Annotated in this window: 22 protein-coding genes and 1 pseudogene; 8 read left to right on the plus strand and 15 right to left on the minus strand. The window is 66.5% G+C overall.

Features of this window, described 5'->3' with window-relative positions; translation table 11 throughout:
* Positions 1-7 precede the first annotated feature (7 nt).
* Both L6Q96_18035 and L6Q96_18040 read right to left on the minus strand, forming a co-directional pair.
* Entirely contained in the window at positions 8-1135 is a 1128-nt protein-coding gene (locus tag L6Q96_18035) for an ABC transporter permease (protein ID MCK6556456.1), read from the minus strand.
* Positions 1136-1216: 81 nt separating this feature from the next.
* Entirely contained in the window at positions 1217-1807 is a 591-nt protein-coding gene (locus tag L6Q96_18040; protein MCK6556457.1) for a BON domain-containing protein, read from the minus strand.
* A 148-nt stretch (positions 1808-1955) separates the two neighbouring features.
* On the opposite strand from L6Q96_18040, the gene L6Q96_18045 reads away from it, so the two are divergent.
* Together L6Q96_18045 and dmeF are read left to right on the plus strand one after the other, a co-directional pair.
* Positions 1956-2684, plus strand: coding sequence for an ion channel (locus L6Q96_18045; GenBank protein MCK6556458.1), 729 nt, complete (start codon positions 1956-1958; stop codon positions 2682-2684).
* A gap of 104 nt (positions 2685-2788) precedes the next feature.
* Positions 2789-3874: a CDF family Co(II)/Ni(II) efflux transporter DmeF gene (gene dmeF, locus L6Q96_18050; protein ID MCK6556459.1), complete on the plus strand. Its 1086-nt coding sequence runs from the start codon at positions 2789-2791 to the stop codon at positions 3872-3874.
* A gap of 407 nt (positions 3875-4281) precedes the next feature.
* On the opposite strand, the gene L6Q96_18055 is transcribed toward dmeF, so the two are convergent.
* Complete coding sequence (locus L6Q96_18055) at positions 4282-4839, minus strand: lipid-binding SYLF domain-containing protein (protein MCK6556460.1); 558 nt, start codon at positions 4837-4839, stop codon at positions 4282-4284.
* Between the two features lie 179 nt (positions 4840-5018).
* Between L6Q96_18055 and L6Q96_18060 the strand changes: the two genes are divergently transcribed.
* On the plus strand, positions 5019-6419 hold the full coding sequence (locus L6Q96_18060; protein ID MCK6556461.1) for a patatin-like phospholipase family protein: 1401 nt from the start codon (positions 5019-5021) through the stop codon (positions 6417-6419).
* Positions 6420-6613: 194 nt separating this feature from the next.
* Here the strand turns inward: L6Q96_18060 and L6Q96_18065 are convergent, their stop codons facing one another.
* Both L6Q96_18065 and L6Q96_18070 read right to left on the minus strand, forming a co-directional pair.
* On the minus strand, positions 6614-6880 hold the full coding sequence (locus L6Q96_18065) for a hypothetical protein (GenBank protein MCK6556462.1): 267 nt from the start codon (positions 6878-6880) through the stop codon (positions 6614-6616).
* A complete protein-coding gene (locus L6Q96_18070; protein MCK6556463.1) occupies positions 6831-7622 on the minus strand; it encodes a hypothetical protein in 792 nt (263 codons plus the stop codon). Before L6Q96_18070 ends, L6Q96_18065 begins: the two co-directional genes overlap by 50 nt.
* A 203-nt stretch (positions 7623-7825) precedes the next feature.
* Here L6Q96_18070 and L6Q96_18075 point away from each other — a divergent pair, with 203 nt between their 5' ends.
* The 5 genes from L6Q96_18075 (at position 7826) to L6Q96_18095 (ending at position 10895) form a co-directional block, all read left to right on the plus strand.
* Positions 7826-8806, plus strand: a complete 981-nt coding sequence (locus L6Q96_18075; protein ID MCK6556464.1) for a transposase — start codon at positions 7826-7828, stop codon at positions 8804-8806.
* A gap of 352 nt (positions 8807-9158) precedes the next feature.
* On the plus strand, positions 9159-9365 hold the full coding sequence (locus tag L6Q96_18080) for an antitoxin family protein (GenBank protein ID MCK6556465.1): 207 nt from the start codon (positions 9159-9161) through the stop codon (positions 9363-9365).
* A 454-nt stretch (positions 9366-9819) separates the two neighbouring features.
* Positions 9820-10050 carry a hypothetical protein gene (locus L6Q96_18085; protein MCK6556466.1) on the plus strand — a complete coding sequence of 77 codons (231 nt, stop codon included), beginning with the start codon at positions 9820-9822 and terminating at the stop codon, positions 10048-10050.
* 133 nt (positions 10051-10183) lie between these two features.
* Entirely contained in the window at positions 10184-10588 is a 405-nt protein-coding gene (locus L6Q96_18090) for a HEPN domain-containing protein (protein MCK6556467.1), read from the plus strand.
* A gap of 7 nt (positions 10589-10595) precedes the next feature.
* Complete coding sequence (locus tag L6Q96_18095) at positions 10596-10895, plus strand: nucleotidyltransferase domain-containing protein (GenBank protein ID MCK6556468.1); 300 nt, start codon at positions 10596-10598, stop codon at positions 10893-10895.
* Positions 10896-11056: 161 nt separating this feature from the next.
* Here L6Q96_18095 and L6Q96_18100 read toward each other — a convergent pair.
* The 10 genes and pseudogenes from L6Q96_18100 to L6Q96_18145 form a co-directional block, all read right to left on the minus strand.
* Positions 11057-11319: pseudogene (locus L6Q96_18100) on the minus strand (hypothetical protein).
* A gap of 81 nt (positions 11320-11400) precedes the next feature.
* On the minus strand, positions 11401-11571 hold the full coding sequence (locus L6Q96_18105; protein MCK6556469.1) for a hypothetical protein: 171 nt from the start codon (positions 11569-11571) through the stop codon (positions 11401-11403).
* A gap of 305 nt (positions 11572-11876) precedes the next feature.
* Positions 11877-12398, minus strand: a complete 522-nt coding sequence (locus L6Q96_18110) for a DUF3368 domain-containing protein (GenBank protein ID MCK6556470.1) — start codon at positions 12396-12398, stop codon at positions 11877-11879.
* Positions 12395-14260, minus strand: coding sequence for an alpha/beta hydrolase (locus tag L6Q96_18115; GenBank protein MCK6556471.1), 1866 nt, complete (start codon positions 14258-14260; stop codon positions 12395-12397). The genes L6Q96_18110 and L6Q96_18115 overlap by 4 nt, the downstream gene beginning before the upstream one ends.
* A gap of 260 nt (positions 14261-14520) precedes the next feature.
* Positions 14521-15288 (minus strand): hypothetical protein, encoded by a 768-nt coding sequence (locus L6Q96_18120; GenBank protein ID MCK6556472.1) that lies wholly within the window; start codon positions 15286-15288, stop codon positions 14521-14523.
* 61 nt (positions 15289-15349) lie between these two features.
* A complete protein-coding gene (locus L6Q96_18125) occupies positions 15350-16369 on the minus strand; it encodes a DUF4105 domain-containing protein (protein ID MCK6556473.1) in 1020 nt (339 codons plus the stop codon).
* A gap of 23 nt (positions 16370-16392) precedes the next feature.
* Entirely contained in the window at positions 16393-19794 is a 3402-nt protein-coding gene (locus L6Q96_18130) for an efflux RND transporter permease subunit (protein MCK6556474.1), read from the minus strand.
* A 9-nt stretch (positions 19795-19803) separates the two neighbouring features.
* Positions 19804-21018 carry an efflux RND transporter periplasmic adaptor subunit gene (locus L6Q96_18135; protein MCK6556475.1) on the minus strand — a complete coding sequence of 405 codons (1215 nt, stop codon included), beginning with the start codon at positions 21016-21018 and terminating at the stop codon, positions 19804-19806.
* Between the two features lie 26 nt (positions 21019-21044).
* Entirely contained in the window at positions 21045-22661 is a 1617-nt protein-coding gene (locus tag L6Q96_18140; protein MCK6556476.1) for an efflux transporter outer membrane subunit, read from the minus strand.
* A gap of 6 nt (positions 22662-22667) precedes the next feature.
* Complete coding sequence (locus tag L6Q96_18145) at positions 22668-23081, minus strand: sigma 54-interacting transcriptional regulator (GenBank protein ID MCK6556477.1); 414 nt, start codon at positions 23079-23081, stop codon at positions 22668-22670.
* Positions 23082-23561: the final 480 nt, after the last annotated feature.

The following is a 23561-nucleotide window of genomic DNA, read 5'->3' on the forward strand; positions in this document are numbered from 1 at the left end:
CGGCGGCTCACAACCCGAGGACGTAGAAGACCACTGCAAACACCCCGCAGGCGCTGACGATTGCGACGATGCCGGTGACCACGGCGCTGGTGGCGGCATCGCCGACTGCAGAAGAGCTGTTGCCGCACTGCATGCCGCGCAGGCAGCCGGCGATGGCGACCAGTACGCCGTACACCGACGCCTTGAAGACCCCACCGACCAGGTCGCCGATCTGCACCGCGCCGGCGGTCTGGTCGTAATAGACGCGCATCGGCAGGTCGAGCATCGTGACGCCGACGGCGGCGCCGCCCAGGATGCCCATGAGGTCGGAGTAGAGGCAGAGCAGCGGCATCATCAGGCAGAGCGCAATCATGCGCGGCAGGACGAGAAAGTCGAGGGGCGAGATGCCCATCGTGGAGAGGGCGTCGATTTCCTGGGTGACTTTCATCGTGCCGAGCTGGGCGGCGTAGGCCGCGCCTGTGCGTCCGGCCATGACGATACCGGTCATCATCGCGCCCATTTCCCGCACCATGGCGATGCCGACCAGGTTGGCGACGTAGATCGCGGCGCCGAACTGCTGCAATTGCACCGCACCGACGAAAGCGAGAATCAGACCGACGAGGAAACTGATGAGCGTGATGATGCCCAGCGCCTGCGCACCGGCCTGTTGAATCAGAAGGGCAAGATCGACCATGCGGAAGCGGGCCTTGCCGCGAACCAGGCGGCCGAGCGCCTGCGCGATCTCGCCCACGAAAGCCAGCATCGCCACGACGGGTTCGCGAGCGTTGAGCACGCGAAGGCCGACCCGTGCCAGCCACGACGGGCGCGCCCCGTCCTGACGCGCCCCCTTGCGTTCGGGCACGGCCTCCGCGAGCGCAAGCAGCCGGCGCAGGCCGGACGGCAGACTGTCGCGGTCGACCGTCGTGTTGTGCTCGGCGCAAAGCGCACTCACGGCGGTGAGGAACGTCAGCAGGCTGCTGTCCCACGCCGAGAGTTGGGCGGTGTCGAAGGTGACCCGCTTCGGCGTTGTGGAAGCGAGTTCGCGCCGCACGGTGTCCGCGTCGGGCATGGTGCGCTGCAGGTGCCACGGCCCCGCCAGGCGAATGGTGAGCGTGGCGTCGCCGGCACGGCTCAGGGTGAGCTCGGGCTGGTCCATTTCAGTCAAGGAAGCTGTGTGACGCAATTGGGCCGGCGATTCAAGCGACATGTGGTCCTTTCACCTGGCCGCCCGCGACGACTATTCTCCGGACACCTGAATGTAAGAGCGCACCGAGACGACCCCCGCAACCGCCCGTGCGTCGTCGATGAACTTCCGCGCCGTCGCCGAGTCGTCCACGACACCGATGAGCGCAACGTGGCCCCCATAAGCTACCGCGGATACCTGACTCGACTGGAGGCTCGGGTCCCCCACGAAGGCAGCCTTGATCCTGGCTTCGATCGCCATGTCGTCGGTGACCGAACGTTCCGATCGCACGAAGAACGTCTCGACGCGGACCACCTGTTCCGTGGATCTCGCGATCCGTACTGCCTCCTTGCCGGCGGCCCCTCCCGGCGGCACCACGCCGGTGAGCACCACGACGCCACGGCGACTGAACACCTTGATGCTGCCGGTGCCCGACACCGGAGACGCCAGGAGAGCCGCCTTGATCTTCGCCTCGATCTCGCTGTCATCGACCTGCGTGCCAACCGTGCGTCGATCGGTGGCGGCGTCGTAGGTCCGGTACGCGACTGAGGCGGCGGTGACATAGGGGTTGCAGCCGGCGCCAGCCGCGGCGAGTGCAAGTGCCTTCAACGCGAACACCCGAACCGATATCTTCGGTGTCGCCATGTCGTTCGCCCTCCACAAGCGGCATGCCGTGCGGTCGACCGCGCGGTCGGGGACGTGTCCGGAAATCGCCTTGCGTGACGCTCTTAGTGCCATACTTCCTGGCGGGTTGCCATCGGACTCGTTGTGGTGAGATGAATATGGTGTGCGCGTGCGCGACGAACGACACGCCCGGCCGTGGGCCTGGCTGCTGCGGGGCACCACGGGGCGCGACCTGCTCCTGGGGCGGTTTACTGGCCTGACCGTCGTTCTGGTCGTCATCTTCTTCGCCGCTGCGATTTCCGAACGCAGCCGCGTGCACGTGGTGATGATCGACATCGGGCTGTCGGCCATGCTGGGGCTCTCGATCTGGACCGTGGGACCGCGGCTGCGCGTGCTGGCGTGGGCGCTGGCTCTTCCGACGTTCCTCGGCCAGTGGGCGCTGACGGTAACGGCACCGGTGGCCGCGCAACAGGCCGTACTGGCGATGACGACGCTGTTTCTGGGTTTCGTCGCCGTGGTCGTCCTCGGCGAAGTGCTGGCGGACGAGGCCGTTACGGTCGATACGATCATGGGTGCGGTTGCCGTCTACTTCCTTCTGGGGTTGATCTTCGGCTGCGCGTACGCGTGGGTGGCGATTGGCAATCCCGCGGCGTTTTCCATTTCGGCGGCGCTGCAGGAACACGCGGGGTCCGAGGACCGCTTTTCACCGTTGCCGCCGCTGATGCAGTACTACAGCTTCGTGACCCTCTCGACGGTGGGCTTCGGCGACATCACGCCGGTCAGTCCGGTGGTGCGCTCGCTGTCGATGATCGAGGCGTTCACGGGCCAGCTCTATCTGGCGGTGCTGGTAGCGCGGCTCGTCGGGATTCACGGGGCGCGGAGCCGATCGGGCCAATGACCGTACGCGCGTCGCGCGGAGGCGATCGGACAAGGGACGGAGATCGCATCGTGGGTTGCATCCACACGACGGAGTATGATTGACGAGGAGAAGGCGGCACCGCGATGCACTTCCACGACGTTGCCCCGTGGGCACACAACCATAACTACCTGACCGCGGCGCACGTTCGTAGCGAGCGTCGGACGTGGCAGGTGATTGCCCTGACCGGGGCGATGATGGTCGTGGAAATTGCCGCCGGGTCGGTTTTTCACTCGATGGCGTTGCTCGCCGATGGCTGGCACATGGCAAGCCATACCTCGGCGCTCGGCATCGCTGCGTTTGCCTACGCATTCGCGCGGCGCCACGTCGACGACCCGCGTTATTCGTTCGGCACCTGGAAGGTGAGCGTCCTCGGCGGGTTCGCCAGCGCCGTTGTTCTCGCGGTGATCGCCCTGCTGATCGCATGGGAAGCCGGCGGGCGTCTGTGGGCGCCGCAAAGCATCGGCTTCAACGAGGCGATTCTTGTGGCGGTGCTCGGCCTCGGGGTGAATGTCGCCTCGGCGTATCTATTGAGGGAAGACGGCGCGAGGGAAGATGGCGCAGCGGATGAGGTGGACGGCGGTGGCCACGGCAGCCACGACCGGCTGTACTCGCCCCCAGCTCTCAGACCCTCAGAACCTCAAGCCCTCAAGCCCTCAAGCCCTCAAGCCGTCCGGACCCCAGCCCCCCACGCCCATTCCCACGACCACAACCTGCGTGCCGCCTATCTGCATGTTCTTGCCGACGCGCTCACTTCCGTGTTGGCTATCGCGGCGCTCCTGGGCGGCAAGTTCGCCGGCTGGGTATGGATGGACCCGGCTGTAGGTTTGATTGGCGCGGTCATCATCGGCCGCTGGTCGTTCGGCCTGTTGGGCGATACGTCACGGGTGCTGCTGGATGGCGACGTCGAACCGACCACGGCGCGCGCGGTGCGCGATGCCATCGAGGCCGACGGTCAGACCCGCGTCGCCGACGTGCACCTGTGGCGAGTCGGCCCGCGCGACCTGTCGGCCATCGTGTCCGTCGTAACGCACGATCCGCAGATTCCGGATCACTACAAGGCCGCCCTCGCGCGACGTTTCGCGTTCCGCCACGTGACGGTAGAGGTCAATGTCTGCCCGAGCGAGGAGTGCGGCCCAGAGGCGGGTGGATCTCAACCGCGCCGGCAGTAACTGTCACGGCCTGGCAGCAGCCCTGCCGCCGGACGTAACGCCCCAATATCGGACCTCCGATCTCTGCTCTGGTGAACCTGATTCCGGTCGGTTTCACCGCCGGCTTTTCTTCGAGCAGCGGTTCATTGCGGAGTTGAAAGCCGAGGGATGACGGAACACGGAGCACGGACTCGGAACTTGAAGACACGGGGTCTTTTCTGTTCTCCGCGATCCGTGTTCGGTCGGCATCTTCAACCGGCTGCTAATCCCAAGGCCGCCGCCGCGGGAATGCCAGGGTGAGCGGAAAGCGCACGGTGGTCTGCGGCGCCACCGGCGCACGCTGCCGCTGTTAGGCACCCCAATCTCACGCTGTCGCTCGCTGTTCCCGTCGGCCTGTCGCGTCGGGAGGGGCCACTCGAGTGTGTCGATCACTTGCCGGGGCGGATCCGCGTGATCTTCGACCCCTGGATGCCGACGCCGCCCATCAGACCCTTCTGGTTGAAGATGAAGGCGTAGATATCGTGCTGGATCGACGTTGTCGTCAGCGACTTCGCCATGCCGGCGTCGACGACGACGACGCTGGGGCCGGTGCCGATCTCCCAGCCGCCACTCTGGTCGAGGTGGTCGAGCGCGGACTCGGTCATGAAGAATAGCGCGTACCCGAATTGTTGGGCTCCCGCCTGGAAGCCGTACGAGACCGCGGCCGTGTTATAGTAGCCGATGGTCTTGTTGCCCTTGCGGAGCGCGCCGTTGCCGCCCTGGCCACCGATCATGAAGCCCGCTTTCCACACACTCGGGAAGACGAGAATGGCCTTCGCCTTCTGACCGAGCGTTTTCGCGGCGGGATCGCTGGCGTACAAGATCTTCAGAGCGGCCGTCACCTCGGTGTCGATGGCCGACGCGCTGGCTGCGCCGGCGGTGCGGGACGGTATCGCGATCGCGCCGAACAGAAGGACAAACCCAAGCACCGCAATTCTGGTTCGCATCTCCGCATCCTTTCGCTACGTGGTCCCGTTGCTGCCCCTCCGAGCCCTCGGGAGGAGAGCCGCGAAGATCCGACCCGCCGCACCGACTGTACGCTCCGCACAAACGAGTAGTCAACGGGGCCGGTAGCGCCCTCGAGTTCAGGCTTGGCGTTCCCGGCCGCGGAGTGTAGACAGTCGATATGCGACGGACGCCGCTGACGCGGACCCTGTTGGCGGCACTCCGGAGTTCCTGCCTGACCCTGCTGGTGTGTCTGGCCGGCAGCCCGATCGGCTGTGGCACCTACCGTCCGGTCAATCACCCGTTGACACGTTGGGATCCGACCTACGGATATCGGCCGACGCGGGTGCAGGCGGAGCGTCCGATGGGCGATGTGCTACTGATCCTGGCCTTCTCGGGCGGCGGGACGCGCGCCGCGGCCCTCTCGTACGGCGTGCTGCAAGAGTTGCGGGACACGCAGATTGCAGTGGATGGGAAGCCACGGCGGCTCCTGGACGAGGTTGACCTCATCACGGCCGTCTCCGGCGGCAGCTTCACCGCGGCGTACTACGCATTGCGCGGCGACCGGGTGTTCGTCGACTTCGAGGAGCGTTTCCTGCGCCGCAACATCCAGCGCACGCTCATTCTCGATTTGCTCCGCCCCAAGAGCTGGTTTCTGCTCGCGAGCTCCGCGTTCGACCGCAGCGAGCTGGCGATCGAGCGCTATGATCGCGAGATTGTCGAAGGGGCGACCTTTGCCGATATCGAGGCCGCCCGCGGCCCGCTGGTACACATCAACGCCACCGACCTGACGACGGGTAGTGCCTTCACCTTCGTCCAGCCCCAGTTCGACCAGATCTGCTCGGATCTGTCGTCGTTCCCGGTCGCGCGCGCCGTCGCCGCTTCGTCGGCCGTTCCGGGCATCTTTTCCCCAATCCCGCTGCGGAACTATGCGGGGCAGTGCGGCTACCAACCGCCGCGTTGGGTCGCCGCGGCCATCGCCAATCGCGAGGCCTCCGTGCGTCGGTACACCATCGCTCGCACCGCGGCGCGTTACGCCGACCCGGCGTTCGAATACCTGCATCTCCTCGACGGTGGCATCGCCGACAATCTCGGGCTGCGCGGGCCGATCAACACCGTTCTCCTCACTGGCGGGCTGCGCCGGCGATTCGAGTATCTCGGCGCGGCGCGCCCCCGGCGGATCGCGATGATCGTCGTGAACGCAGAAGTGCATCCGACGCCGAAGTTCGCCCGTTCGCCGGCCTCGCCCTCGATGGGGCAGGTGCTGGGCGCGATCAGCGATGTGCAGATCTACAGCTACAATTTCGAGACCCTGGAGCTGGCACGCGACAGCCTGGAGCGCTGGGTTCGCGAGCTGTCCCCCGACGGCGCCGAAAAGCCCGTGCGGCTTTCCTTCGTCGAAGTGGCCTTTCACCAGATCCTTGATCCCGCCGATGCCGCCTACCTCAACGAGCTCCCGACCACGTTCGCCCTGTCCGACGAGCAGGTGGACCGGCTGATCGCGGCCGGCCGCATCCTGCTGCGGCAGTCGCCCGCGTTTCAAGATCTCCTCGCCGACCTCGGAGCCCGTTCAGCGCCGTGAACGACGCGCCTTGACGACCGCCTTCCTCAAGGCCGCCTGTGCCTTCGGCGCCAGCCTGGCGGCCCGCGGATAGTGGCGCTCGATCGCCGGTACATCGATCCGGTCCGCCCTCGTGTGGATGTGCCAAAGCTCCATGATGCGGATAGAATCTTCCTGCGTAACTTCTTTGCGTTTTGCGAACGTGCTTGTCGCTGTCATGCGGCCTCGGCGTACAGGCTAGGGTAGGCGACCTCCCGGAGCTTGATCGCGGCCGCCATCACCCGGCGACCGTTGTGGGAAACCCGCCAGCGACGGGAACGCGGGATCTTCGCAATCAGCTGGTGGATGTGCAGCCGACGTAACAGCCGGGTGACCTGACCAGACTGCCTGGCCGCCTCGGCGGCGAGCGGGAAGCCGACGCGCACCAGATGCTCACGCAGCTCGCGATTGGTGAAGCCGTGTAACGTGTGCTCGCCGCTCATCAGGACCTCGAAGAGCGTGCGCTCCTGGCGAGCCACCGGATTGAAGGGGCGCACCGTGCGGCCATCGGCGGTGGCGTCGCACGCGCCGGCGGATGCGAAACTCCTCCGGGTCGTTGATCACGGTCTCGACCCGCAGCACCACGCCTTCCTTGTTGTACAGCTTCATCCAGTTGCGATTCATCCGATGTTTCACCCGCCGCCCCGGCAACCGCTTGGGCATCTGGCCGAAGTCCAGCTGGTCGGTCACCACATCGCCCTGGAAGTTGCCATTGAGCTTGCGCCCGAGAAAGCTCAGCACGTCGTGCGCCTCGAAGTACAGCGTGCCGTAGTTGAGCAGTCGCGGCATCAACTCCGCGAGGGTCTGGTGGCTGCGGAACAGCACGTCGGTGGAGTATTCGGCCTGGGCCGTCACCCAGTAGTACTGCATCGGTGCCAGCAGGTCGCGCAGCAGGGGATTGACCTGCCGGGCGTAGCGCCCGAGCACGCGCACCCAGTCGACGCTGGCAAACCCGTCGGCAAGTTCCTGCGCCCGATCGAAATCGCTGACGTGCACGAAGACATTGTCGTGCTTGCGGTAGGCAATGCCGTGGCGATCGAGGCGGCGGGCCAGCCACTCGTGGCCGTTGACGTGGACCTGGAGCGGAAACGGAAACCATGTCTGCACCTTGACGTGGATCAGCCCGAGTTGGCGGTCGACGAAGTAGAAGTGGATGTGCAGGCATTTGCGCCAGGCGGGTTGCACGAACGGGTGCGCCTCCTTCCAGACCAGCGAGAACGTCCGGCACAGTCTGACGAGACACCCACCCGCGAGGAGAAAGACGGGACACCCCAGCCACGGCCGTGTGTGCAGGGGGGTCGGGTGCGATCTGCAAGCTGCACCCCACTTACCGCGCATCCTCTACACAATACTTTACTGATCTCTTTACATTGATCGTGCCGACGGGCATGCTCGCGCCCATGCCCGTGCCCCGCTCCCGTCAGGTGAGTCTCGACGCCACCCCCTACTACCACTGCATCAGCCGCTGCGTCCGCCGTGCGTTCCTGTGTGGCGCGGACCCGCTCACCGGCACAAGCTTCGATCACCGCCGCGGATGGATCGTCGAGCGGCTGCGCGAGCTCACCACCATCTTCGCCATCGACGTCTGTGCCTACGGGCTCATGAGTAACCACTTCCATGTCGTGCTTCGGGTCGACCGCGGACGGGCGAACGCCTGGAGCGACGCCGAGGTCGCAGCGCGCTATGGCTGCCTGTTTCCACGTACCGTCCGGCAGGCGGAGCACTTCAACGAGTCGGCCCGGAGCGCCGCCCTGGCGCGCTGGCGGTGCCGCCTGGCGGACCTCAGCTGGTTCATGCGCTGTCTCAACGAGTGGATCGCCCGCCGGGCCAATGCCGAGGATCGATGCACCGGGCGGTTCTGGGAGGGGCGGTTCCGCTCGCAGGCACTACTCGATACGGGAGCGCTGCTGACCTGTATGGCCTACGTCGACCTCAACCCGGTGCGAGCCCGGGTGGCGGTCACCATCGAGGGCTGCGACTGGACGTCGATTCAGGCGCGGGTGGCGGCGGGCCGGCAGGCGACGACGGTCCCGCCCGGGCTGGTCCCGTTCGCCGACCAGCCCACGGGCGGCGTCGAGCCTGTGCCCATGGGGTTTACCGACTATGTCGAGGTGCTGCGCTGGACTGTGACGGCACTGACGGCAGCCACCGGGCAGGCGGCGGCGGAGCCCGCCAGCATGGCGGCGACACTCGCACGCGCGGGTCTGGCCCCGCCCCGATTCGTGCAGGGCGTATCCACGTTTGCCCGGACGTTTTTCACCATGGTCGGGCACGTGCACCTGATCGACCTCGAAAGCCGGCGGCGCGGCTATCGGCGGCGGCCGGGGATCGGAGCCGCGCGGCGCCTCTACGGAGCCCGCGTCGCGTAGCGTCGGCACGCTCTCGGTCAGACCGTTCCCCGGCACAGGTCACCGGTCCCGCCGCCGGCGGCATCGCCGGACAGCCCTCCGTACCCTCCCAGCAGGCCGCCAACCCACAGCCCCGGCGAGATCACCGCCAACCATCCGCCGCCCCTCGGCCCGGCACTCACGCCCGACCGCCACCCTTTTCCCCTACCGGCCCCAGCGCGCCAGCCCTGAACAAGTGGATGTCTCGTCAATTCCCACTGAACAAGTGGATGTCTCGTCAATTCCCCGTCAATTCCGTGGATGTCTCGTCAATTCCCACGTCAATTCCCAGCTTGCTCTTGTCGTCACCGGTTCGGGCCAGTATGGATAGGGCATGCGGACTACCGTTGATGCCGTCTACGAGAACGGAAAGCTTGTGCTCCCCACGCCGCTGTCGTTGCCGGAACGATCGCACGTGCGCGTGACGATCGAGTCCGGTGACACGGAGCGCGAAGCATGGTTGCAGCTTTCCGAGAAGGTCTTGACGAAAGTGTGGGACAACGAAGCCGACGACGTCTTCAATGAGCTGCTCTCGAAATGACGTCGTTCTCCTGCCGATTCCGTTCTCGGACTTGACCAGCCGCAAGGTTCGTCCCGCCATTGTCGTTGGCCGGAAAGGTGGAGACCTTTTCCTTGTGCCGATTACCTCGCAGCTTTCCAATAGCGACTTGGCGCTGAGGGAATGGCGCACCGCAGGGCTCAATGTCCCGTGCGGCATCAAAGCGCAAATCGCTACCGTGGAAGAACGATTAGTTGTGAAGACGGTTGGGACCTTGGGCGCGGCTGACCGGCAAACGCTGGACGAACGGTTGCGATCCTGGTTGCACCTGTGAGTGTCGTGGCTGGAGCGCACCAACTGTAACGCTGCCGCTGACCGGTCTACTCGAAGGCCGTATAAGTGGTCCGTCTGGGATTTTCGCGCGACCGGTCGAAGGGGTGGGAACCTCTGAGTATGGGTCTTATGTCAATTGCCCCGTTTGTGCGGGCTATCCATAGTGAACATCTTCTTTCCGGTCATCGGAACGTTGATCGTGCGGAAGTTCGGGCAGGGGATAGCTCAACTCGTCCTGTGCCTGTTCGCTGGCATGCTGATTCTGACCGGCATCGGCGCCATCATCGGCATTCCGCTGGCGGTAGCGGTCTGGGTGTGGGCGATCGTAAGCGCCGCGACGGCAACGGAACAGCCGGTGCAGGTTGTGGTCGTACAGCGGGACGGCCGTGCGTGAACTACCGGGCAGAGCGCCTTGGCGGGACGCCTCCAGGATTTCCGCGCCGTCCTGTTCAACGCCCACGAGGTTGAGTACCTGGTGGTCGGCTTGATCGCGGCGGGCTTTGCCTCGTGGTACAACCCCACTTGCAATGACCGACCGCAGTGGCGACTGGCTGGCGCAGGCGCGGCGCGACCTTGAACAGGCGGAGGATTCGCGCCAGGCGGCGCGCCACGAATGGGCCTGCTTCGCGGCGCAACAGGCCGCCGAGAAGGCCGTCAAAGCTCTGCACCTCAGCCGCGACCAGGAGGCGTGGGGACACGTCGTCGCGAAGCTCCTGCACGAACTGCCGACCGATATCGCGCCGCCGACCGACCTGATCGACAAGGCCCATGTGCTGGACGGGTTCTACATTCCCGCGCGCTACCCCAACGGCCATCCGGAAGGGGCGCCGGGCGACAACTACGGCGCCCTGCAGAGCGCCCAGGCGATCGAATATGCCCGTGAGATCGTTGCGTTCGTCGATTCTCACATGGCCCAACCGTGCCGCGGTTGAGCGCGCCGTGCGGGACTGGGCCGCCGCGGCCGCGGCGGCGCACCCGGAAACCGTCCGCATTGGCTGCTTCGGCTCCTACGCCCGCGGCGACGCCGGTGTCGGTAGCGACGTCGACCTCATCGTCATCGTCGACCATACCGGTGAGCCGTTCGCATCCCGCGCTCGCCACTGGGACGCTACGATGCTCCCCGTGCCCGCCGACGTGCTCGTGTACACGAGCGCGGAATGGGAGGCGATCCGCTCCCGCCGGTTCGGGGCCACCGTCGGCCGGGAGGTGGTCTGGGTCTACGAACGCCGCAGCGGGTGAGTCCCGCCCACCGTGACTTCGCGGTGTCACGCGGGTCGGACCACGACAACCTGCGGTAATCCCTGGCTTTCGGTGATCAGATCAGGCCGATTTCACGTCCATCGCGTCGTTTTCGAAGGCAAAACCGGGGCGCGGTGCGCCGCGGCCAGCCGCTCGACCTCGATGCGCAGCGCCTCCGCCAGCGCCGGCCGATCGCCGATGCCATAGCGCCGTCGCGACCGCTGGATCTCGTGTAGCCCGCGACCTCCCACTGCGCCGGATGGGCGACGGCCCCTGCCCGGACCATGTTCAGGTCGATCCACACCAGACACCGCCGCCACACCCGGCGGTCACGCGCGAACCGCGGCAAGAACTGCCGGCTGCGACACCGATGCGTGAGGTGCCAGACTTAGCCGCCGAGGTAAGTGCGCGAAGCGCGCGGCATGGCGACCCGCCCTTACCCGCTCGATTCCGAGGCAAACAACGAGTTCATGGGCCGGCATTTGCAACTGGAATAAGCAACTTGTCAAATGACTATCCTTACATGCAGAGGTCCGACCCGCGCGAGGAGTACAGTCGGAAGACGCGCGAGCTGAGGTTTCGAGACTTCGGCTGCCACTCCGTACTCGTACTCGTTCACGTACTCGTACACGGCCACTTCCTCGTGGGCGTGCAATCGCCCGTGGTCCAATTTCATCGCCGCGTGGCCTCAGTCCGTGTACGAGTACGTGTACCGCTTCGCTGAGTACGTGTACGGAGTGGAAGCCGAACTCCTCGATCGTGATCTCGCCGGCCGAAGTGAAGGAATAGGCGAATGAACCGGCTTGGAACGGGCTTCCTGCTGCGCTTAGCGTGGCATTTTCGGGGACAGAAATGCGGCTTCACGCCAACGGGCACCGATCGCCACAGGGAGGTGGGTGACCGCTGGGCCCGCGGTTGGGCCTTCCCCCGTGGGACGAGCGTCGCTGGCTTGCCTGTCGGATATGGCGACAGCGGGAGCCGTTACTCGCCGCCGGCGAGCAGAATGCGCTCGATCAACTGGGGGTGATACCACGTGCCGGCGCCGACGATGTGCTCGATCACTGGGCGGAGCCGGGGGAGCAGGCCGCGCTCCTTTGCCAGCAGCAACAGGCCCAGGCTTCCGGTGACGGAGAGACCCGCGACCAAGGCGGCCTGGCGGGCCTTGGTTTCGTCGACGCAGACGCGGGGGATGCCCTGCTCGAGGGCCAGCTGGATGACGGCTGCTTCCGCGTCGTCCATGGTCGCGCGTGCGACCGGGTCGAGGGGACGGCCGAGGTTGACGACCAGCAGCCAGGTTGGCCGAATCGGTGCCGGGCCGGTCTGCGCCCCTGTGTCCAACTCGGCGCGCACCTGCGGCGGACAGACGATTTCGAAGCCCAGCCCCGCGGCGACGTCGAGCACGCCGCCGCGGGCAAGGTCTGGTGGCCGGTTGGCTGGCATGTAGTTCCGCTCACGGAAGCCGTCTGCGGTGCCGGCCTGGTGTTCGTTGGGCGCCGCGCTCATTTCCGCTCCAGGTGCTCGTACAGGATCCGCCTCACCTCTTCGATGGTCTGCGGGGTCCCTTGCGTCGAATGCCCCGACCGTACGATCAGCTCGGAGGCGACACCGTCGATGTGCGCGCTCGAATACGCGACCACGCCGTCGTCGCCGTCCTCCGGCGGTCCGTCGCCCTGTACGGCGACGATCGAATGCGCCGTCACGCCGGGGGCGATCGGGAGAGGCGCGAGGGTCTGGATGAACGGCTGCGCCCCGTCCATGTTGTCGATCGCCGTCGGCACGCCTACGGCGGTCCGCGCTGCACCGCTCGGGTTGAGCTTGACCACTTCGACGCCCACCTTCGTCAGCGTCGCCGGGAAGCTCACCAGCCGGCGCGCGACTTTGCCAAGCACGTTCTCGGCCAGGAAGCTGCCGCGGTGCGGCGTGGCAATGAAAACCACCTCGGTCACGAACGGCAGCGGCTCGACGAACATGCTACGGCGCAACAGGTCCTTCGTTTCCGGAGAGAGATCCGCTCGTTCGAAGGGTACATCGATGCTCGCATCCCAGAAACGCGTGCCGCTGCTCACGACCGTCATCTTGGTGAGCAACCCACCCTGGCTGTGCCCGATGAGCACCATCCGGCGGAGCGCCGGGTCCGAGCCGGTGGGATCCATCGTGGCAACGACGCGCTGCAGCGCTTCGCGCAGGCGCATGGCCGAGTACGGCACGGGGTTGCCGGTGTTGTAGAGGAAGAACCAGAATTGGTAGCGTTGCCCGAGGACCGGGTCGTTCATCAGCTCGTTGGCCATCTCGGCCCAGCGCACGGGGCTCGACGCTGTGCCATGCACGAACACCACGGGAATGCGGCCGCGGCGGTACGGGTACAGCAGGAACAAATTGTCTTCGCGCTCGACGAAACTGAAATCGCCGCGCCGAAAACCCGCGATCTCGAAGTCCCACGCGGGCGAGTCTTCGAGCTGGTACGCGAGCGCCGCCGTCCGTTCGGATTCCAACGGGACGGTTAGGGTGCCGACCTGGACCGTGGCCGTTCGATCGGGGTCGAACAGGTGGATGGTACCGTGCAACGTGCCCTCGCTCATGCCGCGCCGTGGGTCGTCGAACCGGAGCAACGCGGTGACGGGGACCTTGACATGCGGCCCCAGCCAGGGATCCGCGGGTCCGTCACCCTTCGATACCGAGGCGGCGAGGGGTGCGCCAATGCCCCGGTTGCGGTAGCGGTTCCGCAGGCCGCGGACCCGGAAATCGGCCAGCGAGGTGAGCTGCACGAGCTGATAGCCTCCAAATTCGAAACCGGATGGATCCACGTCAATCTGCAAGACGCCGTAGGGCAGGGCCACGGGGCGTGCGCTCAGGTCGACCGTGTTGTCGTTACCACTGGTCAGGCCCTCGGCGACGCTGCGATTGTACAGGTCCATGGCTGTTCGCAGCCGCGGATCGTAGCCGCTCGGGCGGGCGGCGGGGTCCACCGGGAACAGGAAGGCCCAGGCGTACGCCGCGGCGGCGAGGTAGTACGGCTGACCACCGCCATGCTGGGCGAAAGCGTAGGACAACTCGGCCAGCGCGAACAGGCGGTCGGACTCGTCCGCCTGCCCCAGACCCGAGTGCAGTGTGGCGATCGTCCCGGCCGGATCGTCCCGGTACTTTTCGGAGAGGTTGAGCCGGTAGAGGAACTCCTGCGCCGGCGCCCCCGGCTCTCCGGTCGTCAGCACGCTGGCGGTCAGTTGTCGATTCGCCTCCTCCGACGGAAGCCGTCTTACACCGATCGGCGTCGCGCAGCCGGCGACCAGCACCGTCGTCCCGACGGCGACCACGGCCGCCAGCACCTGGGCTCGCGTCGCGCCGCCAACGTGGACCGACGCGCTCACGTCGACGCCACTCGTGATGCAATCGCGCCTGGGCATAAAGTCCCTTCCGATCTCAACGGAGACCATTGTTCTCAGGCTGCATCCGGCCGCGCGGTCCTGCAAGTACGGTCCTAGCCCAACTTCCACAGTTCGAGGGGTAGGATGCAGGTAAATCAAGGACTTACTCCGGAAGGTCGGCACTACATTTGGCGCATCGGCAGGGGTGGCTGGAGGCGTTCGGGGAGGGTCAGTCCAAGACGGTCGAGCAACGCCGCTTGCGCCTAGTCGGGTCGCACCACGCAGCGCAGGCGGATCTCGCGCTGGGCGTCCTCGCTCAAGGGAAGCACGACATCGGTGCTCTGAATGCGGTTGAGTTCTTCGAGAATGCTGCGCGGACTGTTGCCGAGGCCCGCCAGGCTCTGCCACTTCTCGATCGTCTTCCAGAGCACGTAGGCGAGGAAGCAGACCAGGACGTGCGCTTCGATCCGCGACGCCTTCTGATGCCAGATCGGACGAATCGCCAGATCGCTCTTGCGAATGCGGAAGGCGGCCTCGGCCTCGGTCAGCTGCACGTAGGCGGTCCACAGGGCTTCGGGGGGCCAGTCGGCGATATTGGTGCGCAGGATGTCGGTGCCTTCGCTGTACTGCGCCCACTCTTCCCACTGCTTGCGCACACGCCACTGCAGCCGCACGCCGGCCGCCGCGTGTGGGTCGTCCACAATCTCGATCGGGTACCGGCCCGCGGCGCGCGCGTTACGTTCCAGCAGCCGACCGATCTGGCGTTCCAGCGTGCGCGCCTCCGGGCGCCGACGGCTTTTCTCGATGCGCCGCCCCCTCCTGGCCAGGGCGTCTTCGATGCGCTGGCAGAAGCGCTCGTGCATCGCCTTCTCCTTGGTGGCGCGCTCCGTCGAGCGACACAGCAGGAAGGTCTCGTTGCCGTCAGGCCCGGCGCAGATCTTCACCTCGACACCGTCGCGCACCTGCTGCCAGTTCCCGGTGTCGGCTCGCAAGAAGATACGGGCGAGCCGGTCTGCGATCTCCTTCGCCACGGCGAAAAGGTTCGTCAGCCCGCCGGATCCATGTCTTTCCCTTTGCGAGTTGTTCGTGCGCTCACTCGACGGCCTCGCTGGGCGCCGGCTTCGGCAGGCCGACGCGGATTCGCTGGGAGAAATCCGGCGCCGCGGCGGCGGCCTGCGCGGCCCCGTTTATGTGCGAGCGCCGCTTCAGCTCCTCGAAGGGCAGGCGCGTGTCCAATCGCCCGTGCTCGTACGAATACAGCGGGGCGTAGCCGCTGAGCAGAATCTTCCACGAGTATTGTCGCTTGCCGGGGTTCACCCGGCTGTGCATGAGCACGTTGGTCGTACAGTTCGTCGTCAACGTGTTGTAGAAGACCGGCCGATCCCTGAGTGCGTTTATCTCGCGCAAGTAGCTCAGGAAAACCCGGCGCACGTCCGCCGGCGGCGCGTTCGTGCGGAAGAGGTAGACGTCCTCGGGCGGGTCCTTGCGGTAGTTGCTCCGCAACCCGATCAAGTCCCGCTCGTCACCGACGATGTAGGTCAGCTCGTACTGCCGGAAGAAGCCCTTCAGCGTGTCATAGGACTCGCTGCGTTCCTTGCGGGTTTCGATCGACATCGTCACGAAGTCGCGGTCCGCGAAACCAAAGCTCAGCATGATGTGCGCGATGGCGTCGCCCATCCAGTAGACGGCGATCAGGTCGGCCGAGTCCAACTGCCGCAGGTCGTACGTCTTGTCGTAGTAGCGCGGCGTGTAGTCGGTCTCGGTCCGGTAGTCGAAGTTGCGGACGTTGTGGAGCGTCACCAGGTCACCGGCGAAGGTGGCGTACGGCAGGACCGCCACGTCGGGTTGCCAGTCGCGTTCGTTGGAGGGTTGCACGCCCTGCCAGCGGACCAGGGAGACCACGAAGGCCGCCACAAACACGGCCAGGGGCCACCACCGCAGACGCGGCAAGACGAATGACCCGGCGGCGAGGACGCCCACGGCCACGATGACGAGCGCCCAGCGGGCCGATTGTAGGGGCCCCAGGTACAGTGCCGCCGCCGCCCATGCGGTGAGGCCGAGAATCGCCAGTGCGAGCACCGCGCGGCCCCCCACTTTCAGCGCAGCTCTCATCGGGAGGACCCTCGCCCGCACAATCAGTTCGCTCGCGGCCCGGCCGACGAGGATGCGCTGGTCGCCTCGGGCCGTGGCGGCGGCGCGGTGGCGGCCCGCCGCTCCCCGAGGCCCCGGATGACCACGTAGAACACCGGGGTCAGGAGGAGCCCGAACGCGGTCACGCCGAGCATGCCGCTGAACACGGCCACCCCGAGCGATCGGCGCATTTCCGAACCCGCACCCGCGCCGAGCACCAGCGGCAGCACGCCCAGGGCGAAGGCGAACGAGGTCATAAGAATCGGCCGCAATCGCACCTTGCTGGCCTCGATGGCCGCCGCGAAGCGATCGCGCCCCTCGTCCTGTTTCGCCTTGGCGAACTCGACGACGAGGATCGCGTTCTTGGCGGCGAGACCGATCAACACGACGAACCCGACCTGCGCAAAGATGTTGACGTCCATCTTGGCGAGAATGATGCCGACGATTGCCGCCAACAGGCACATGGGGACAATCAGGATGATCGCCATCGGCAGGCTCCAGCTCTCGTATTGACCGCAGAGCACCAGGAACACCAGCAGCGTCCCGAGCCCGAACACCAGCGGCGCGGTGTTGCCCGCCAGGATCTGCTGCAACGTCAGCTCGGTCCATTCGAATCCCATGCCGCGCGGCAGCTCCTGGTTGGCGACCTCCTCCATCAGCGCGATGGCCTCTCCGGAGCTGGTGCCCGGCGCGGGGCTGCCGTTCACTTCGGCCGACGGGAACATGTTGTAGCGATTGACGAGGACGGGCCCCGTGGTGTCCCGCACTTGGACCAACGTCGCGAGCGGGACCATGTCGCCCTGCGCGTTTCGCACCTTCAGTTTGCCGATGTCCTCCGGACGGATGCGGTAGACCGAGTCGGCCTGCGCGTTCACCTGCCAGTTGCGGCCGAAGCGCGTGAAGTCGTTGACGTAGGCCGAGCCCAGGTAGACCTGCATCGTGCTGAACACGTCATCGAGACTGACGCCGAGCGACTTTGCCTTGACGCGGTCCACATCGACGTACAGCTGCGGTTGCTTGGCGCGAAAGCTGCTGAACAACCCGACGAGACCGGGCTGGGCATTGCCCTTCTCGACGACGTTGCCGACCGCCGCCTGCAAGGCGACCGGGCCGGAATCGGACCGGTCCTGGATCTGCATCTTGAACCCACCGGTCGTTCCCAGCCCTTCCACCGGGGGCGCCCCGAACGCCACCACCTGCGCCTCCAGAACCGTGCGGAAGCGCTGGCGCAGCTCGGCAAGAATCACCGCCGCGGTCCGCTGCTCCGGAATACGTTCCTCGAATGGGTCGAGGATGACGTACATGCCGCCGACGTTGGAAATGTTGTTTCCGGTCAGGATCGAGTAGCCGGGCAACGTCATTGTATGCCGCACCCCCGGCGTGCTGTGGGCGATCGCGTCGACCTTCGCCATCACCGCCTCGGTGCGCTCGAGGCTCGCGCCGTCGGGGAGCTGTGCGTTCACCACCACGTAGCCCTTGTCCTGCTCCGGAATGAAGCCGGTGGGTACCGTCGTGAAGCCCAGGTAGGTCAGTAGCAGCAGGCCGCCATAGACGACGAGAACGACGGCGGTGATGCGCAGCCCGCTCTGCACCAAACGTCCGTAGCCGGCCGTGATGCGGTCGAAGACCCGGTTGAAGCCCCGAAAGAAGCTGCCGAGCGCCCGGTTGATCGCCGGGGCGGCGGCCCAGCCGAGCCCGCTCCCCGCCGCGAAAACCGCCAGGCGGAGGCTCCAGAGGGCCGTCGAACTCGTGGCGTGCTCGGCGCCCTCACCGCTGACGTGTCCCGGCAAGGTCACCCCGAACAGCTGGGCCAGGGCCGGCGTCGCCCAGGAGTACACGACGAACCCGACGATGAGCACGATCGCGACTGGTGGCAGCGCCTCGCCCTCGTCGTGATGGTCGCCGGTGTGCGCCCGCAGCAACTGTGGCGCCCGGGCCGGTGCCATCGTCAAGGCGTTGATGGCAGAGATCATCATCGAGGTCGCGATGGTTAGCGCGAACTGGCGGTAGAACTGGCCGCTGATGCCGGGGATAAAGGCGGCGGGCAGGAACACGGAGCTCAGCACCAGCGTGATCGCGATGACCGGGCCGGTGATCTCGTCGACCGCTTTGACCGTGGCCTCCTTCGGCGACAGGCCCATCGCCATCCAGCGCTCGACGTTCTCGACGACGACGATGGCATCGTCGACGACGATCCCGATGGCCACGACGAGACCGAGCAGCGACACGTTGTTCAGCGAAAACCCCAGCGCGGCCATCACTGCGAAGGTCCCGATCAAAGACACCGGGACGTCGATCATCGGCATCAGGGTCGCACGCCAGTCCTGCAGGAAGACCAGCACGACGATGAACACCAGGACGAACGCTTCGAACAGGGTCTTGTACACCTCGTGTACCGACTCGCTGACGAACACCGTCGTGTCGTAGACGACGCGATACTCGACGCCCCCCGGGAAGCGCGCCTTCTGCCGTTCCATCTCCGCCCGCACCCCTTCGGCGGTGGCCAGGGCGTTCGACCCGGGAAGTTGGAATACCGCGAGGGTCACCGCGGGCACGCCGTCGAGGTAGCTGTTAACGTCCGCATTCTTGGCCGCCAGCTCGACGCGGCCGATGTCGCGGACACGCGTCAGCTGCCCGCGCTCGCCCGTCTTGACGATGATCTCGGCGAATTCCTCCGGCTCGAGGAGCCGGCCGAGCGTGTTGATCGGGTACTGAAAGCTGAGGCCCTGCGGCACCGGCGGCTGCCCGATCCGGCCGGCCGCCACCTGGACGTTTTGCTCCTTGAGGGCTTGCACGACGTCGTTGGCGGTCATGTTGAGTGAGGCCAGGCGCTCCGGGTCGAGCCAGATACGCATGCTGTAGTCGCGCGCGCCGAGCGTGACCACGTCGCCGACCCCGGGCAACCGCGCCAAAGCATCCTTCACCTGGATGGTGGCGTAGTTGCTGAGGTAGAGGACGTCGCGGCTCTTGTCCGGCGAAACCAGGTTCACGCAGAGCAGAATCGATGGGGATTTCTTCTTCGTGGTGACGCCTTGCCGTTGGACTTCCTCCGGCAGCTTGGCCTGGGCGATCGCCACACGATTCTGGGTCAGCACCTGGGCGTCGTCGATGTTCGTGCCGAGCTTGAACGTGACGTCCAGGTACATCTGCCCATCGTTGGTGCTCTTCGACAGCATGTAGAGCATGTTCTCGACGCCGTTCACTTCCTGCTCGATCGGCGCCGCAACGGTGTCGGCGACCACGCTGGCGCTGGCGCCTGGATAGAGGGCGGACACCTGGATCGTCGGCGGGGTGACCTCCGGGTATTGCGCAATCGGCAGCGTCAACAACGCCACGAGGCCGATGACCAGAATGGCGATCGAGATGACCGTTGCCAGGATGGGGCGCTCGACGAAGAAACGCGACATGGTCCGACCTCAGCGCCCGGCGTTCGCCGCCACCGGCGGCGGGATCGGGGCTTCCGGCGCCGCGGCAGGATGGGGAACGACGGTGATCCCGGGGCGGACACGCTGGATGCCGTCGACGATCACCGACTCTCCGGGTTGCAGACCGGTGAGGACCTCGCGCAGCCCTTCGCTCTCCACGCCGAGGGTGACCGGCCGGTACTCGACGACGTTCTGCGTATTCACGGTCAACAGGTACTTGCTGCCCTGGTCGGTGCCGATCGCGCGATCCGGAACGAACAGCGCCTTGTCACGCTGCCCGACCGGCACGCGCACGCGGCCGAACATGCCGGGAGCGAGCACGCCGTCCTGGTTGTCGAACACGCCGCGTGCCTGCATGGTGCCCGTCGCGGGATCGACGCGGTTGTCGACGAAGTCAATCACGCCCCGATGCGGAAAGCCCGTTTCGCCGGCGAGGCCGACCTCCACCGGGATGTCCAGGGCCCGCACATCCCCTTCCCGCGCCCCTCTGCCTTCGCGCCGCCCCCGTCCCCGCAGCCGGAGGACCGTCCGTTCGTCGACGTCGAAGTACACGTGGATCGGCGCCAGCTTGACGATGGTGGTCAGAGGGGCGGTTTCCATCTGTCCCATCGGAAGGATCAGATTGCCCTTCGTGACCGAGGTGCGGCTGGCGCGCCCATCGATGGGTGCGACGATCCGCGCGAACTCGAGGTCGAGCGTGGCGTCGGTCAGGCGGCCTCTGGCGGAGGTGATTTCTGCGAGCGACGACTCCTTTGCTGCGATGGCCTGCTCGAGATCGCGTTCGCTGGCGGCGCCCTTGGGTAGCAGGCGGGTGTTGCGCGCCACGTCCGCTTCGGCTTTGCGCAGTTGCGCCTGCCACTTCTCGACGTCGCCCTCGGCACGCATCACGGCGGCTTCGTACGGACGCGGATCGATCTCGAAGAGCACGTCGCCCGCTTTCACGTCTCGCCCGTCCTGGAAGTTGACCTTCGCCAGGTAGCCGCCCACCCGGGCGCGAACCTCCACCTCCTCGACGGCGGCCACGCGCCCGGTGGCGGTGATGTGCTCGATCGCCGCCTGCTCGACGGGCGGGCTCACCGCCACCTCGGGCGGTGGCACGGAGGCGAGCTGCGGTGGCTCCTTGCAAGCGGCCAACGCGGCGGCCAGTGCAACGACGACACCGAGGAAACCACCGCGGGGGCGATCCTGTCTCCATCTGTTCATCATCCACCTATCGTGCGACCTTGGTCGCGCTACCATTGTGGCCACCACCAGCGCCACCGCCACCAGCCGCGCTCCGACTCCGTACCGGCCGCTGCCTCCCCGGGGGCTTCTTGTTGCTCGGCACTGCTCAGCCGATCTCCCCAATAGGTGCGTTCACGCATCTGTTTGGCGGCCTCCGGGGGCACGAAATCCTTGCCCTCGCGCAACTCCCACCCACCCCCCAGGGCCCGGTACAGCGCCGTCAGATTGAGCGCGACCGCACCCCTGGTTGCGACCAACCGGCCTTGCTCGCTGAGAAGGACCTGTTGGGTGTTGAGCACCCGCGTGTAGTCGGCAGCCCCTTCGCGGTACTGCAGATCGGCGAGCTCGACGGCGTCGCGGGCAGCCTCGACGCTGCGGGCCAGGAAGTCCACCTGCCGCCGCGCGCCCAGGAACGCCGCGATCGCCCGCTCGACCTCGCTCTGCGCCAGGAGCACCGTGTTTTCGTACTCCGACACCAACGCCTGGTACGTGGCGTCCTGCACGCGCACGTTGTTGATGATCCGACCGTAGTTCAGGATCGCCCAACGGAAGCTCGGCCCACCGAAGGCCTGGAAGCTACTCTGGGTGAACAGGTCCGCGACGTCCTGCGACGCCACCCCGATCGACCCGACCAGGATGAAGCGCGGCAGGAGTTCGCTCTTCGCCACGCCGATCTGGGCACTTTGCGCGGCCAGCACGCGTTCCGCGCGGCGGATGTCCGGGCGGCGGCGGAGAAGGTCTGCCGGAATGCCAACCGCCACCTGTGTCGGCGCGGCGGGAATTGGCCGGGTTCCACCCAGGATGTCGTTCAGGTCCTGCGGCGGGAGACCGAGCAACAGGCACAACGTGCTCTGCGTTTGGCGAATGCTCGCTTCGAGGCCGGGAATCAGTGAGCGCGTGTCGTCGAGCAACGACGCCGCTTGCCGCTCGTCGAGCCGCGTGACCGCACCGCCGCGAAACTTCTCCGAGACGATCCCGTAGCTGCCCTCCTGGATCTCGACGTTCGACCGTGCCACGGCCAATTGCTCTTCGAAGGTCCGCAAGCTGATGTAGTTCAACGCGACCTCGGCGACCAGGCTGACCAGGGCGTCGTCGTAGGCCGCGACGGACGCGAGCAGCTGCGCGTCCGCGGACTCGATGCCGCGCCGGAAGCGGCCCCAGACGTCCAGTTCCCAGGCGGCGTCGAGTCCGACGCTCCAGTCGGGAAACGTCGTGTCCACCGTGGGCCCCGACGAGTTCGCCTGATTCCTGCTCGCCCGCGTGTACGTGTACGCGCCGGCCCCCTGTTGCATCTGGGGGTAAAGGGTGCCGATCGCGATGCCGCGAAACGCCTCGGCCGCGAGCACGCGTGCCCCGGCCGCCTGCAACGAGGGGTTCTGGCGATAGGCCGTTTCGACCAGGGCGGTCAACGTCGGATCGTCGAACACCGTCCACCACGCGGTGTAGTCGGCACGCTCTTGTCCGATCGCCGCGTCGCGAGTCTCCAACCACCGCTCGGCTGCCGGGGCGGCGGGACGGTCGTAGTCCGGACCGACCATCATGCAACCCGCCGCACACAGCGTGGCCGCCACGGCCGTAACCAGGCTTCCCGCCAGATGGAGGAGACGCTCGGAGGATTGTTTCATGAGACGCTACACTCTCCAATCGGGATGCCCGTCGCCGGGGGGTGCCTGAGCGCACGACGACCAATGCCCGTGAGACTCTTCTCGGAAGCCGCGCACGAACAACGGAATGCCTTCGCGCCGATCGCGCACCGACGGAACCGGGATGGGGAACACGGTCGGCCGATAGCAGAGGTCCGCGCGGAACCGCCGGGTACGCACCGCCCCGGCCAGATCACGGTGTGTGGCCACCATGATCCGGACGTCGACCGGGATCGGTCGCGGGTTTCCCAACCGCTCGATCGTGCGGTTTCCGAGCACGCGCCGCAGCTTCACCTGCACCTCGGTCGGGAGCTCGCCGATCTCGTCGAGGAACAGTGTCGAGTCGTGGGCCAGCTCGAATTGGACGCGGTCGCTCGGCGCGGTGGGGAAGGGCGATCTCACGGCGCGTCGGACTATAGACACGCACTCGGTACCGATCTAGATGGGGCAGTCGTCGGCCGAGGGCACGCAGTGCCCTGGGCACCTATCGAACGCGCGACCCCAGAATCCGGACTCCCGGGCGGTACCGCCACCTCGGCCTCGAGGTGCTGCGCCGTGCCTACGCGGATAGGCGGTACTAGCCGAGAAGTTGACGTAACGCCCCAATACCGGACCTTCGATCTCTGCTCCGGTGGTCCTGATCCCGGTCGGTTTCACCACCGCTTTGTCTCCGAGCAGCGGTTTGCGCCGGATCGGCGGGCGTGGTCAAAGCTCGGGGGCCGCTTTCCGGACGTAGCTTGGCGACGGCGGCCTGCTTGGCTCCGCGTGGTGTGGTCCGACCGGGCCCAGGCGGCGTCGCTCGACCGTCTTGGAACGGCCCTCTCCAAACGCCTCGAGCCACCCCTGCCGAGGCGCGAAATGTAGTGCCGACTTTCCGGAGAA

The organism is Candidatus Binatia bacterium, from assembly GCA_023150935.1.
In the GTDB taxonomy this organism is placed as follows: Bacteria; Desulfobacterota; Binatia; order HRBIN30; family HRBIN30; genus JAKLJW01.

Coding starts and splice junctions, on each gene's coding strand:
- L6Q96_18125 (MCK6556473.1), bottom strand. CDS start 16,369: ATGAGAGCTGCGCTGAAAGTGGGGGGCCGCGCGGTGCTCGCACTGGCG.
- L6Q96_18060 (MCK6556461.1), top strand. CDS start 5,019: ATGCGACGGACGCCGCTGACGCGGACCCTGTTGGCGGCACTCCGGAGT.
- L6Q96_18055 (MCK6556460.1), bottom strand. CDS start 4,839: ATGCGAACCAGAATTGCGGTGCTTGGGTTTGTCCTTCTGTTCGGCGCG.
- L6Q96_18080 (MCK6556465.1), top strand. CDS start 9,159: ATGCGGACTACCGTTGATGCCGTCTACGAGAACGGAAAGCTTGTGCTC.
- L6Q96_18110 (MCK6556470.1), bottom strand. CDS start 12,398: ATGAGCGCGGCGCCCAACGAACACCAGGCCGGCACCGCAGACGGCTTC.
- L6Q96_18130 (MCK6556474.1), bottom strand. CDS start 19,794: ATGTCGCGTTTCTTCGTCGAGCGCCCCATCCTGGCAACGGTCATCTCG.
- L6Q96_18075 (MCK6556464.1), top strand. CDS start 7,826: ATGCTCGCGCCCATGCCCGTGCCCCGCTCCCGTCAGGTGAGTCTCGAC.
- L6Q96_18140 (MCK6556476.1), bottom strand. CDS start 22,661: ATGAAACAATCCTCCGAGCGTCTCCTCCATCTGGCGGGAAGCCTGGTT.
- dmeF (MCK6556459.1), top strand. CDS start 2,789: ATGCACTTCCACGACGTTGCCCCGTGGGCACACAACCATAACTACCTG.
- L6Q96_18090 (MCK6556467.1), top strand. CDS start 10,184: ATGACCGACCGCAGTGGCGACTGGCTGGCGCAGGCGCGGCGCGACCTT.
- L6Q96_18040 (MCK6556457.1), bottom strand. CDS start 1,807: ATGGCGACACCGAAGATATCGGTTCGGGTGTTCGCGTTGAAGGCACTT.
- L6Q96_18135 (MCK6556475.1), bottom strand. CDS start 21,018: ATGATGAACAGATGGAGACAGGATCGCCCCCGCGGTGGTTTCCTCGGT.
- L6Q96_18105 (MCK6556469.1), bottom strand. CDS start 11,571: ATGAAATTGGACCACGGGCGATTGCACGCCCACGAGGAAGTGGCCGTG.
- L6Q96_18035 (MCK6556456.1), bottom strand. CDS start 1,135: ATGGACCAGCCCGAGCTCACCCTGAGCCGTGCCGGCGACGCCACGCTC.
- L6Q96_18065 (MCK6556462.1), bottom strand. CDS start 6,880: ATGAGCGGCGAGCACACGTTACACGGCTTCACCAATCGCGAGCTGCGT.